We start from the raw sequence: 11,924 nt of genomic DNA on the forward strand, positions 1-11,924 counted from the left end.
CAATAGTTGCACGTGCAACTATTGTTGTGTAAATTAAATGCATCTCTTCGATTACGGTTGAACTATCAAGCCGTAATTCACTAAGAAACCAATCAGTAATTAACGAAGAAATCACTCAATCAATTAATCACGAGGAATGACACTATGAAAAAATTCACGATCGCTTTAATCATCGCACTACCAACGATTGCTCTACCTATGATCTCTGCAGCCGCAGCGGATGTTGTAAATAATCGTCAACAGGCTTTTAGCTCTATTGAAGAGGTCAGTAAACAAGTCGATTCAGAATTGAATAACAGTGACGTGGATTGGCTGAAGGTGGGCGAGTTAAGTGAAATGTTGGTGGAACATGGTGATGTCTTGAACGCGAGTTTTGCTGAAGCTGACACAGGAGGTAAGGCCAAGAAGGAGATTTGGAGCAAGCCTGAGAAATTTAACCAACTGATGTTACAGATGAACCAAGGCTTTGCAGAGCTGTATCAAGCGAGTGTTGAACAAGACTTGTCGAGTGCAGAGCGAGGGTTAACTTCTGCGAATAAGACGTGCAAAGGATGTCACCGTACTTATCGTTCTCGTTGGTAACGATTCTAACAACGAGCTTTGAATATAGGTGGTAAAGTCGACCCCTTACCACCATAGTCCTATCGCGCAGCCTTCTTTTCTTTGTGCAATCAATTCGAATGCACTAGGGGCGGGAAAGTACGTGAGTGAATTAGTCGCGAACAGTGACTTTAGTAATCACAATCTCTTCGCAAGGCACATCTTCATGTCCCCAACGAATGGTCGTTGGCGCGGCTGCGATCTTGTTTACCACATCCATACCTGCCGATACTTTACCAAATACAGCGTAACCCCAGCCTGCGTTGGTTGTTGAGGTGTGATCGAGGAAATCGTTGTCATCAAGGTTGATGAAGAACTGTGCCGTTGCAGAATGTGGTGCATCAGTACGAGCCATCGCTACAGAGCCAATCACGTTCTTTAAGCCACGGTTTGCTTCGTTGACGATGGGTGCGCGAGTTGGTTTTTCTGTCATGTCGATAGTGTGCCCACCACCTTGAATCATGAAACCTTCAATAACACGGTGAAATGTCGTGCCTTCGTAGAAGCCATCTTGGCAGTATTTAAGGAAGTTTTTCGATGTTACTGGCGCTTTTTCAAGGTTCAGTTCAATTTCAATGTCGCCAAAGTTTGTGGTCAGAATGATCATAAAGGTCCCAATATTTGAGTGTTAATACTTTGAAGGCTACAGCACAGTGGTTAGCTTATTTGAGTGCAGTATATGAAAAATTGTGGAGGATGCCAGTTAACAATGCTTCCCAAGCGGATTTATGGGAATGGTGAGTGGCTAGGGAGACTTCATATATAAGAAAGCCAGCGATGAATCACTGGCTTTGAGATGAAAAACGGACTTAGAGCGTTAGTAGGTAATTCACTAGTTGGTTGTACTCTTCGTAGCTCTTGATTTGATCCGGTTTCACGATGTATTTGTTGTTAACCAGAACTCCAGGAACACCTGTTAGTGTGCTTTGATCAAACTCTTTATCGAAACGTTTTTGCATCGAGTTCACTGCAAAGCTGTTGTATGCTGCATCAAACTTCTTCGCATTGATACCGTTATCAATGAAAACGTCACGCAGTTCTGCTTCATTTTTTGGTGTTTGTTGCTTCTCATGGATCTGAGCAAACATGGCAGGAACCATGCTTTCTTCAGCGTCTAGCGCAACCATGGTCGCGTAAGCCTTCGCCATTGGCACTGCCATGTTGTTACCCATAAAAGCGACGTGCACTTTTTGGAAGCTTGCTGACTTTGGCAAGTCTGCTTTTAGGTACTTAATGACCCCTTCAAACTTGTAACAATGTGGGCAGTAGAAAGAGAAAAATTCGGTAACGACAGGCTTGTCGGCCTTTGCTACATCAAGGATTTTGTAGTGCGTGCCTTCTTCAAATTGTGCGGCGTTTACTGAAGCGCTTAAGAGTAGAGCAGCAAAGAGGCTAAATAGTTTTTTCATGTGTTAATTTCCTAAATTCGGATGTCATTTGATACAGCAAAAATGCTGTTATAACTTGGTGGCAGAGATTGCCAAACAGGGACAAACGATTAGGAAATAGGGGGGCGGTATGGCGCTTGTGGTGCAAAAATCGCTTTGTGCGAAGATTCTTTTTCTATCAGTGCCAGTGATTCAATCTGCGGTTCGAAAGATTCAGAAACGATAAGTGGTGGCATTTTCAGTAGACAGACCGATCCACAGCAGTGGTGCTCAACGTTGGATTGTACGCTGGAAAAAGGTGTTGGGGCGCTCTCTACAGAACTGATGTTAGAAGCAGAGAAAGATAAGCTATTGGCAGAAGTTGATTGAGCTTGGGGGGCTTGCAGAGCATTGCTGCTCGCGATGCTGTCCACACTAATGGTGGCCATTAGCATAGCGAAGAGCATGAAAGCGTGTACCCAAATTTTGTTAATCAACTTTGGCATCAATTCTTAGTCTTGGTATATGAACGTGTGTTGGTGCGAATAAAATTGTGCAACCGCTAACCGTAAAATAGGTAAAGTGCAAACGTTCCGATAATACACGACTTGTTTCAGCATCTCTAATCAAACCCGATGAAACTTGCCAGGGTTCTATTTTTGTTTGACCTATCAAGGTGCGCTGCATTCGTTAATTTTACCTCAATCCGTGTATTGATAATTAGGGAGCAGCTGTTGAATCGCTTTGCAATGGACTGCGGGTATCATAGAATCGAAAACGTATGCGAATTTTATTGATATCAACGGAAGAGAATAACAATCAATGAGTAGTATTTTAGAGTGTATTCGTACAGTTGGACGAGGAGAAAGAGGGCGTAAGCCTTTATCGTTCGAACAAGCCTACCGCATCATGGATGAGTATTTAAGCGGAGAAGTCGGCGACGACCAAATGGCTATGCTACTGATGCTGATTCGTGTGCAGAATGAAACCAATGAAGAGATCGCTGGCTTTGTAAAAGCGTTTCAATCTCGAGTGCCAGATTTAGGTGCTGATATTGATTGGCCGTGTTATGCAGGTAAGCGTAACGATAACGCCAGTGGTAAACCTTGGAACTTGCTGGCAGCAAAAATCCTCGCTGACAGTGGTTATAAAGTCTTAATGCATGGCTACATGGACAAACCGAGCGGTAGGACACACGTTGAAAGCCATTTGCAAGATGTTGGTGTGCAAAGTGCAGAGAACCCTGAACATGCTAAGTCGATTCTTGAACAAGACGGCATTGCTTATTTACCGCTAGCTAACTTTGCACCAGAAGCTCAGACCATGATCGGCTGGAAACACCGTTACGGTTTGCGCACACCAATCAACACTGTGGTTCGAGCATTGAACCCAGGTGGTGGCCGTTTAGGCCTGCGTGGCAGTTTCCATCCTGGCTTCCCACAGCTTCATGCGGAAGTTGAGCATGTCATTGGTAATAAATCCCACTCGGTGATTTCATTCAAAGGGATGAATGGTGAGTCGGAATATAACCCTAAAGTTAGCCAAACGGTTTGGATGAGCTCTCCTGACAAAGTTGAATCGTTCTACTGGGAAGAGATGATGAACCTAGAGCTGCCACTTCCTAGTCAATGTGTACTTGGTACACCGGCTGAAGAGATGGCGTTAATGGCGAATACCGTTGTTGACAGCATGACAGCTATTCTCTTTGCAGAAACGCACGATAAAACTGAGGCATACCAGAAAGCGGTGCGCCTGTGGCATGAGTATTGTGCGAGTTAGATGATTGTTTTTAACCAATGAGAGAAGGTCAGCGTGTGCTGGCCTTTTTTGTGCTTGATTTCTAGCAAAGGGCTTTCGTGAATGCTCAAGCAATAAGAGTTACTTTACTCGCATCAATCGATGCATCTTGCCTTCAAATTGAATCTCAATGACTTGTGAAATTTTCATTTTCTCAACTCGTTCAAGCATTGCTGCTTGATAGGCTCGCTTCTTCATCCACTCTAACGGTTCTTTAAAGCCATCTTCATTAATCACAAATGACTGATCGGTAATAGAGTCTTCAAAGATATGAACCACCCAAATGCGTGATTGGAAATCCAATAACTCGCTAAAGTAGCTTTTTAATTTAGATAAGGAGTTAGAGAGATACGTTCGAGAAGACATAGTAAACCGTATTTAGACAATGAAAATCGGCAAGGGCACCGTCTGATCATTATAGCCTTTACCCGTTAGGCTTGTCAGGGCGAATTCGGCAGCCATTATGGCTAATGCTAATGCTAATGCTAATGCTAATGCTAATGCTAATGCTAATGCTAATGCTACTGTGGCTGCCAGTTCGTGATTAACCAAACCAGTGTCGGACTCACTATTTTACGAATAGGCCGAAGTCGATCTCTTGCTCTCTTTGATACTTCACCAGCTTCACTTTTAGGTCGTGTTTTGCTGCTAAGTCAATGGCTAAGCACGACATGCGTTTTATCTCATCAACGCAGCTTGAAATAAGCGGTTTTTCTTGATTATCTATAGTGGCGATGAGTGTGTTTTCTGTGCCGTCGTTACCTGCATAAACATACGCGTACATGTTGTTGTCGTGTTGCATAAACTTCCTAAATCCGGATTTCTAATTATTAGTGCGGTGAAGATTACAGGGTTTATCTACTCAGGCTAGTTCGGCTAAGTAAGGTTAAGCAAGGAAAAGTAAGGCTTTGTAAGGGCTCTTTTCCCCCTTTTTTCTGGTGGTCTAAAACGTGCTCAAGCCTTTGTTTGTCTCGCTTTGTTGTCTTGTTAGGTTTTGCCTATCAATAAAATTGTTGAAATCCATTTAGTAAAATCAAGATTTTAGACAACAATTAACTTAACAAGATAGAAAAATATATAACGCAAAGTATTTAGGGAGAACGCAATGCATTCTATTAAAGTGAAAGATTATATGACGCAACAGGTTGTGACATTTACTCCTGATATGCCGTTAAGTCTAGCGTTAGACAAAGTGATGCGTAGCCACCATATGGGTGGACCCGTAATTGACGATAATGAGCAAGTGATTGGTTTCCTTTCTGAGCAAGATTTACTCGAGAAGCTGGTGAAGGTGAGCTATTTCTGCCAAGACACACACATTGTGGGTGACTGCATGTATCAAGAAGTACTGTCTGTCTCACCTGAATTATCTATTATTGAGCTGGCGGACATGATGCAAGTTGGTAAACCTAAGGCATACCCAGTAATTGATAACGGGAAGCTGGTCGGTATGATCACCCGAACCGATGTTTTGAGAGCAATCGGCAAGAACTTAGATGAATGTTTCAAACATCCTGTATAGTAAGGTGTTAAGAACGATTATTTTTATCAATACCCATAATTGACAAAAGGCGCACTAGCGCCTTTTTTCTGTATAGAGCTTTTCTAGATAGATCCTTTCTTTGTGGATCCCCAACTTGTGGTTGACTAGTTTATTAAGCTTTAGTTTGCGGTATGCCAACTTTTGGAGGTTTCATGTCAAATCAAACGGCAAAGTTTGTTGAAGGTTCAACGATGCGCCATATATTGGTGATGTCGGGGGCTGGCTCTGTCGGTTTGATGGCGTTATTTGTCGTAGATTTACTCGACATGCTGTTCATTAGTATGCTCGGGCAGGTTGAATTGGCCGCGGCAGTGGGCTTTGCAGGTACGCTGACTTTTTTCTCTACCTCTGTTTCGATTGGTACTTCGATTGCCATGGGCGCATTAGTCTCCAAAGCTATTGGCTCAAAGAATCAAGAACACGCTCGAAATCTAAGCACCAGCATCATGCTGACTGCGTTTGTTATCAGTTCCACCGTAACTGCAATCATGTTCGCTTATATTCCAGAGCTGTTAGCCGCGATAGGCGCAAAAGGGATTGCTGCTGAGCGTGCTCAAGCTTACCTACAGATTTTATTGCCAAGTGGGCCATTTCTAGCGTTGGCGATGGCGGCTGGTGCGGGTTTGAGGGCGGCAGGAGATGCCAAACGTTCGATGTGGGCGACTTTGTCGGGCGGTATCGTTAATGCGATTTTGGACCCTCTGTTTATTTTTGGTTTTGGCTGGAATATAGAAGGGGCGGCTATTGCTTCTGTTTTTGCCCGTTTTTCGGTGCTTCTCTTCTCGCTGTATCCTTTGATTCGCAGCCATCAGCTGGTGGCTCCACCTTCGTTTGTGCAATGGCGCCTTAATATTCGACCAATATTGGCGATTGCGCTGCCTGCGATTATCACCAATACCGCAACGCCTATCGGTAATGCGATTGTGACGACAGGTATCGCACAATATGGTGAGGATTTTGTCGCGGGTTTTGCCGTGATCGGTCGTCTAACACCGGTTTGTTTTGCGGTTATCTTTGCCTTGTCTGGCGCTGTGGGACCAATCATTGGTCAGAACTTTGGTGCAGAACGCATGGACAGAGTTAAAGAAACACTTAATAACTCATTGCTGGTGACGACACTTTATACCATTGCCGTTTGTATTCTGTTGTACCTCGTTCAAGGTTATGTCATTCAAGGCTTTAGCTTACAAGGTGATGCGGCAATCATTGTGGCGGCTTTCTGTACCTATGTGGCGTTAACCTTCACCTTTAACGGCGCGCTATTTGTTGCCAATACCTCCTTTAATAATCTAGGTAAACCGCTTTACTCAACGGCGTTGAATTTGGGCAAAGCGACGTTAGGTACTCTACCATTCGTCTATCTAGGTTCTCAGTGGTATGGCGCTTTGGGGGTTTTGTACGGACAAGCGTTAGGTAATGTTCTGTTCGGGATTTTAGGTATTTTGGTACTTCGACATCATATTACTGAGCTGATGCAAGGTTCTCAAGTTGATCCAGTTGAAGACGATGTGTCGATTGTCAGCTTGAACACACAGCCGTTTTGTTCACACGATGCGGTTCTTATTGATGATGTATCGGCGAATCGTGAAGAGTGTGCGGAGCGTAAATCTCCGTAAGCCATTGGCGCTGGCATAATATTTTTGTTTTCTCGATAACTTCTTCTTGACCTTGGAGTAGCCTCCAAGGTTTATACTTTTGGTGAACTTAAGGTTCTGTTGCTCGTGAGTCAGCAACAACCTCAAGGCTTTTGAGTATTAAGGAGATACATTATGTGCGCAAAACATGCAGCGTGCCGCTCAACAAAAGTGGACGTTCAACCTCAAGCGGTGGGAGCTGGTTGCTCTAGCCCTAAAATTTCCAGCATTACGGCAGCAGGTACTTCATCTGGCTGTTGTAGTTCTTCTTCTGCGGCTCCTTCATCGTCAGGGGATGATTGTTGTAGTTCGGACAGTGGAGAAGAGGACAGTCAGTCCTTACCCTCATCTTTCGACGCTCAATTTTCGAAAAGTTGGTTGGTTGCCGGAATGGACTGCCCAGCTTGTGCAAGAAAAATAGAAAACGCGATCAGCAATATTGACGGTGTTATTCAAGCGAAGGTTCTCTTTGCTACCGAAAAGCTGGTTGTGAAATTCGATAATGAAAGCCTTGCCGACACCATTGAACAGGTCTCTATTAAAACGGGTTTCCCTCTTACGGAAGTCGGTTCAAAGAAAGAAAAACAACAACCTGAGACTTTTTGGCAAGCTCATATCCAACCTAATTTACAGATTATCGCGATTGCAGCGGCAATGCTGTTTGCTGCGCTTCTGAAAAGTACCTCTCCTCAATTAAGTGAAGGCTTGTTTACGGTAACTTGTTTGCTTGGTTTATATCCGGTGGCGAAGAAAGCGGTTCAGTTGGCACGCTCAGGTACACCGTTTGCTATTGAAACCTTAATGAGTGTTGCCGCACTGGGTGCTTTGTACCTGGGTGAAACCGCGGAAGCGGCGATGGTTCTATTATTGTTCTTGATTGGTGAGCGCTTAGAAGCGTTTGCTTCATCTAGAGCAAGAAGTGGCGTTCAAGCGTTAATGGCATTGGTACCAGAAAATGCAACTAAGATTATCAACGGTGAACGTGTTGAAGTAGCAGTCAGTGAACTGGTTCCTGGTGATGTGATTGAAGTGGCTGCGGGTTCTCGTTTACCTGCTGACGGTCAATTGATTACAGACGCGGCGAGCTTTGATGAAAGTGCGTTAACCGGTGAATCTGTTCCTGTTGAACACACCGAAGGTAACAGCATTATGGCTGGTGCCGTCGTCGTGGACAAAGTGGTTCGTATAACCATCACTTCAAAACAAGGTGAAAACGCAATCGACCGTATTCTTCACTTGATTGAAGAAGCAGAGTCTCGTAAAGCACCGCTGGAACGTTTCCTTGATAAGTTCAGTCGTTGGTACACGCCATTGATGATGGTGGTGGCTTTGCTCGTTATTATCACGCCACCACTGTTGTTCGCTCAACCTTGGGAAACATGGGTATACCGTGGTCTAGCGTTATTATTGATTGCTTGTCCGTGTGCGTTAGTTATCTCGACGCCAGCAGCGATTACTTCTGGTTTAGCGGCAGCAGCGAAACGTGGTGCACTAATTAAAGGCGGTGCAGCACTGGAGCAGCTTGGTAAAATCCAAACTATCGCCTTCGATAAGACGGGCACACTGACCGAAGGTAAGCCTCAGGTTACGGATATTCAGTCTCTTTCGGGTTGGCAACAAGATGCGATGCTGCGTGTGGTTGGTGCAATTGAAGTTGGCTCTACTCACCCATTGGCGCAATCACTTGTCGCTAAAGTAAAAGATCTGAATATTGAGATTCCTGAATCACATAACAAGATCGCACTTATCGGTAGTGGTGTTGAAGGTGATGTTGATGGCGTTAAGTATCAGGTTCTGTCACCGTCTAAAATAGCGTTCGATCTTGGTGCCGATGTGGTTTCTCAGGTAGAAGCATTGGAAGGCGAGGGCAAGACGGTTGTGGTTGCTCTTGAGCTTAAAGATCAAGAAGAATCAACAGAGCAAAATACGACAGTGATTGGTCTGATTGCTTGGCAAGATACGTTACGCAGTGACGCTAAGCTTGCGATTGAACGACTCAATGATTTGGGTATTCAATCTATCATGCTGACTGGCGATAACCCGCGCAGTGCGGCTGCGATCAGCAGTAAGATTGGTATGCAATACAAGGCGAGCCTACTTCCAAGCGACAAGGTATCTTACGTTGAGGAGTTATCTCAACAGTCGCACGTTGCAATGGTTGGTGATGGCATCAATGATGCGCCAGCAATGAAAACGGCGAATGTCGGCATCGCAATGGGCGGAGGGACTGATGTTGCCTTGGAAACGGCGGATTCAGCACTAACTCATAACCGCTTAACAGAATTGCCAGCGATGATTGAGCTATCGCAAGCAACTATGAACAACATCCGTCAAAATGTTGCGCTAGCGCTCGGTTTGAAAGGTGTATTCTTGGTGACGAGCTTATTAGGTATTACTGGCTTATGGGTTGCAGTGTTAGCGGATAGTGGTGCGACAGCTTTGGTGACATTAAATGCTCTACGTCTGCTTCGATTCAAGTCTAAGGCGGATTAAGTTCAGATCTCTGACATAGATTATGTCTTATTCAAAGCGACGAATATAGAAAGCGTCTAATCTAAAAAGCGCCTTTAGCGGTAATACGTTAAAGGCGCTTTTTGTCTCATTAGTATGCAACATAGGTATACGGATTGCTTATTTTTGTGATGCCAATCGTTTTTTTGTGAAACTTGAATTCTTGTTGCGATCATTCGTGTGACATGTATCACTTCATTTTGTAATAAGCTTGGTTAGAGTGTGTTCGTACCCCACGAATTTACTATGAGCTTAAATAAGGGTAAAAAGCCCAATAAGCCAAAAGGAGCGAACTATGTCTCAAGCTGTTTTCCACTTAGGTGTTACTGAAGCAGATCTTAACGGTGCTACTCTGGCGATCATCCCTGGTGATCCTGCTCGTGTGCAAAAAATTGCGGAAGAGATGGAGAATCCAGTATTCCTTGCTAGTCACCGTGAATACACGCTTTACCGCGCAGAGCTAGACGGCAAGCCAGTTGTTGTATGTTCAACAGGTATCGGTGGCCCATCTACTTCTATCGCTGTAGAAGAGCTTGCTCAACTTGGTGTTCGTACTTTCCTACGTGTTGGTACTACTGGTGCTATCCAACCTCACGTAAACGTGGGTGACATGATTGTTTCTACAGGTTCTGTTCGTCTAGACGGCGCTAGCCTGCACTTTGCTCCAATGGAATTCCCAGCAGTTGCTGACTTCGAAGTGGCAACAGCGATGAAAGCAGCGGTTGAAGAATCAGGCGCAGCAGTTCACATGGGCATAACGGCTTCAAGTGACACTTTCTACCCAGGTCAAGAGCGTTACGATACGTTCTCTGGTCGTGTTGTTAAGCGTTTCCAAGGTTCTATGCAAGAATGGCAAGACATGGGCGTTCTAAACTTCGAGATGGAATCTGCAACGCTGCTAACTATGTGTGCAAGTTCTGGTCTGAAAGCAGGTTGTGTTGCTGGTGTAATCATCAACCGTACTCAAAAAGAGACGCCTGATCACGACACACTAAAAGTAACAGAAGCGCGTTCAATCAAAGTAGTTGTAGAAGCTGCTCGTAAAATGCTTTAAGTTGCAAAAAAGATTTAAGTCTTAAACTGACTGCAAATTTTGAAAATGGCCGTATCGAATGATGTGGCCATTTTTTATGTGGCAGAGAAAGTAGACAAGAAAAAGTATCAGATACAAAAAAGGCGAGTGACTTAATCGTCATTCGCCTTTTTAACAATCTGCTTAAGAGCATTTAGCTCTCATGAGTTTATTTGTTTTTAGTACTCTAGATCTTCACTACCACCCGCAGCCGTAAACCATGCCGTTAGGTGTGTTTTAAGATCTTTCAATTCGTCAGGGCCAATCAATGCAAGGCCAAGATCTTCTGCTCGTGTGATGTCGTTATGGCGAAGAGGGCGGAAGCTCACTAACATTGCACGTGCTTGTAGGCCACCCAATAGGTCTCTAAGCGATTCCAGTTTGTACAAGGTGTCATCACCATCGTCACGCATACCTTTGGTCTTACATTCGATGATGTGCAGCTTATTGTTCACCACTGAGGCAACATCAAGCTCGTTACGAACTTCTCGTTCACCCAGTTGACGGTATACCTGAACATTCAAAGAACGATCTTGAATGGTCGGCATGTCATCTTGGATTTGTTTCACTGTGCTGTGAACCAGAGTCTCCAGCCATTCACCGTTTGAGAAGCGGCGTGCGTCTTCATTAGCAAAAGTTAAAATACCATTGTCGTAAGTCGCAATCTTCGCTTCAACTAAATCGCTCAACAGCATGTTCAGTTCACGGTAACCTTGTTGCTTCTCAGAGAGACCAACATCAAGCTTCTGTTCTTTACGGCAGGTCGTTGCAAGGTAGTTTAATGTCGCAAGGCCTGGGCCCAATTCTAGCGCGTTACTTGCCCAACGTTCACCCAGTTCATAAAGTTTCTGATCAAGTTGCGGAGATAGCTGAACATCGCTGAACTCGCCACGAGCCCCAAATACCGTTAGGTAGTCGTCGATAGTAATGCGGTCTTGAACTTGTGCGTCTTCTTTTCCGTTCGGGTACAACCAGCACAGCTTGTCACTGTTTGGTTCAACCACGAAGATTGGCCAGTGGTAAGTACGGAATACTTCGTACACCGAAAGTAGGCGGTGACGCAGGCCACAACTCGCGTTGAGCTTCACTTCTTGACCGCGAGCTTTGAGGTCTTCGGCAAGAGTTTGGATAGATTCTTTGATTACAGATGTGTTTACGATGGTCGGAATTTCGAAAAACTCACTGGTAATGTCGCGCTTCTGTAAAACGCTGTCTAAACGTTTGTACATACTGACTTGATTCTTGTCGCCGATAAACACGATGTGAGTGCTGACCGTTCGGTTATCAAGTAAAGGGGTGAGCAAGCGAATAGGGTCTTGATCGATAATGCCAACATGAACAGCCATATAAATTCCTTAATAGCGGCTCGCTCATAAAGGTGAAAGAAAAAACGGGAAGCA

The 11,924-nt window shown here is 44.5% G+C and carries 12 protein-coding genes; 6 read left to right on the plus strand and 6 right to left on the minus strand.

All coding sequences use genetic code 11. The annotated features are described in order from the left end of the window. Positions 1–144: 144 nt before the first annotated feature. Positions 145–582 (plus strand): c-type cytochrome, encoded by a 438-nt coding sequence (locus ACED45_RS01375; RefSeq protein WP_371713187.1) that lies wholly within the window; start codon positions 145–147, stop codon positions 580–582. Positions 583–712: 130 nt separating this feature from the next. Here the strand turns inward: ACED45_RS01375 and ACED45_RS01380 are convergent, their stop codons facing one another. The 3 genes from ACED45_RS01380 to ACED45_RS01390 all read right to left on the minus strand — a co-directional run bounded on the left by ACED45_RS01380 (position 713) and on the right by ACED45_RS01390 (position 2,473). Next, entirely contained in the window at positions 713–1,207 is a 495-nt protein-coding gene (locus ACED45_RS01380) for a peptidylprolyl isomerase (RefSeq protein WP_371713188.1), read from the minus strand. A 202-nt stretch (positions 1,208–1,409) separates the two neighbouring features. Continuing rightward, positions 1,410–2,009, minus strand: a complete 600-nt coding sequence (locus ACED45_RS01385) for a thiol:disulfide interchange protein DsbA/DsbL (protein WP_132762665.1) — start codon at positions 2,007–2,009, stop codon at positions 1,410–1,412. An 89-nt stretch (positions 2,010–2,098) separates the two neighbouring features. Beyond that, positions 2,099–2,473, minus strand: coding sequence for a hypothetical protein (locus ACED45_RS01390; protein WP_102432614.1), 375 nt, complete (start codon positions 2,471–2,473; stop codon positions 2,099–2,101). A 316-nt stretch (positions 2,474–2,789) separates the two neighbouring features. Between ACED45_RS01390 and ACED45_RS01395 the strand changes: the two genes are divergently transcribed. After that, the gene (locus ACED45_RS01395; RefSeq protein WP_371713189.1) at positions 2,790–3,746 is read left to right on the plus strand and encodes a glycosyl transferase family protein; all 957 of its coding nucleotides are present in this window, start codon (positions 2,790–2,792) and stop codon (positions 3,744–3,746) included. A 99-nt stretch (positions 3,747–3,845) separates the two neighbouring features. On the opposite strand, the gene ACED45_RS01400 is transcribed toward ACED45_RS01395, so the two are convergent. Together ACED45_RS01400 and ACED45_RS01405 are read right to left on the minus strand one after the other, a co-directional pair. Next, positions 3,846–4,130, minus strand: coding sequence for a hypothetical protein (locus ACED45_RS01400; protein ID WP_371713190.1), 285 nt, complete (start codon positions 4,128–4,130; stop codon positions 3,846–3,848). 202 nt (positions 4,131–4,332) lie between these two features. After that, on the minus strand, positions 4,333–4,566 hold the full coding sequence (locus ACED45_RS01405; protein WP_048609358.1) for a hypothetical protein: 234 nt from the start codon (positions 4,564–4,566) through the stop codon (positions 4,333–4,335). 303 nt (positions 4,567–4,869) lie between these two features. On the opposite strand from ACED45_RS01405, the gene ACED45_RS01410 reads away from it, so the two are divergent. The 4 genes from ACED45_RS01410 (at position 4,870) to udp (ending at position 10,506) form a co-directional block, all read left to right on the plus strand. Beyond that, entirely contained in the window at positions 4,870–5,286 is a 417-nt protein-coding gene (locus ACED45_RS01410) for a CBS domain-containing protein (protein ID WP_060982864.1), read from the plus strand. A 173-nt stretch (positions 5,287–5,459) separates the two neighbouring features. Next, positions 5,460–6,923: an MATE family efflux transporter gene (locus ACED45_RS01415; RefSeq protein WP_371713191.1), complete on the plus strand. Its 1,464-nt coding sequence runs from the start codon at positions 5,460–5,462 to the stop codon at positions 6,921–6,923. Positions 6,924–7,076: 153 nt separating this feature from the next. After that, entirely contained in the window at positions 7,077–9,434 is a 2,358-nt protein-coding gene (locus ACED45_RS01420) for a zinc/cadmium/mercury/lead-transporting ATPase (protein WP_371713192.1), read from the plus strand. A gap of 313 nt (positions 9,435–9,747) precedes the next feature. Next, positions 9,748–10,506, plus strand: a complete 759-nt coding sequence (gene udp, locus ACED45_RS01425; protein WP_371713193.1) for a uridine phosphorylase — start codon at positions 9,748–9,750, stop codon at positions 10,504–10,506. A gap of 197 nt (positions 10,507–10,703) precedes the next feature. On the opposite strand, the gene ACED45_RS01430 is transcribed toward udp, so the two are convergent. Then, positions 10,704–11,870 carry a DUF1887 family protein gene (locus ACED45_RS01430; RefSeq protein WP_048609362.1) on the minus strand — a complete coding sequence of 389 codons (1,167 nt, stop codon included), beginning with the start codon at positions 11,868–11,870 and terminating at the stop codon, positions 10,704–10,706. Between the last annotated feature and the right edge of the window lie 54 nt (positions 11,871–11,924).

The organism is Vibrio crassostreae, from assembly GCF_041439375.1.
Lineage (GTDB): Bacteria > Pseudomonadota > Gammaproteobacteria > Enterobacterales > Vibrionaceae > Vibrio > Vibrio crassostreae_D.

Excerpts from the sequence above, each read along its gene's own strand:
- udp (WP_371713193.1), top strand. The coding sequence starts at position 9,748 with ATGTCTCAAGCTGTTTTCCACTTAGGTGTTACTGAAGCAGATCTTAAC.
- ACED45_RS01390 (WP_102432614.1), bottom strand. The coding sequence starts at position 2,473 with ATGCCAAAGTTGATTAACAAAATTTGGGTACACGCTTTCATGCTCTTC.
- ACED45_RS01430 (WP_048609362.1), bottom strand. The coding sequence starts at position 11,870 with ATGGCTGTTCATGTTGGCATTATCGATCAAGACCCTATTCGCTTGCTC.
- ACED45_RS01410 (WP_060982864.1), top strand. The coding sequence starts at position 4,870 with ATGCATTCTATTAAAGTGAAAGATTATATGACGCAACAGGTTGTGACA.
- ACED45_RS01415 (WP_371713191.1), top strand. The coding sequence starts at position 5,460 with ATGTCAAATCAAACGGCAAAGTTTGTTGAAGGTTCAACGATGCGCCAT.
- ACED45_RS01405 (WP_048609358.1), bottom strand. The coding sequence starts at position 4,566 with ATGCAACACGACAACAACATGTACGCGTATGTTTATGCAGGTAACGAC.
- ACED45_RS01385 (WP_132762665.1), bottom strand. The coding sequence starts at position 2,009 with ATGAAAAAACTATTTAGCCTCTTTGCTGCTCTACTCTTAAGCGCTTCA.
- ACED45_RS01420 (WP_371713192.1), top strand. The coding sequence starts at position 7,077 with ATGTGCGCAAAACATGCAGCGTGCCGCTCAACAAAAGTGGACGTTCAA.
- ACED45_RS01380 (WP_371713188.1), bottom strand. The coding sequence starts at position 1,207 with ATGATCATTCTGACCACAAACTTTGGCGACATTGAAATTGAACTGAAC.
- ACED45_RS01375 (WP_371713187.1), top strand. The coding sequence starts at position 145 with ATGAAAAAATTCACGATCGCTTTAATCATCGCACTACCAACGATTGCT.
- ACED45_RS01395 (WP_371713189.1), top strand. The coding sequence starts at position 2,790 with ATGAGTAGTATTTTAGAGTGTATTCGTACAGTTGGACGAGGAGAAAGA.
- ACED45_RS01400 (WP_371713190.1), bottom strand. The coding sequence starts at position 4,130 with ATGTCTTCTCGAACGTATCTCTCTAACTCCTTATCTAAATTAAAAAGC.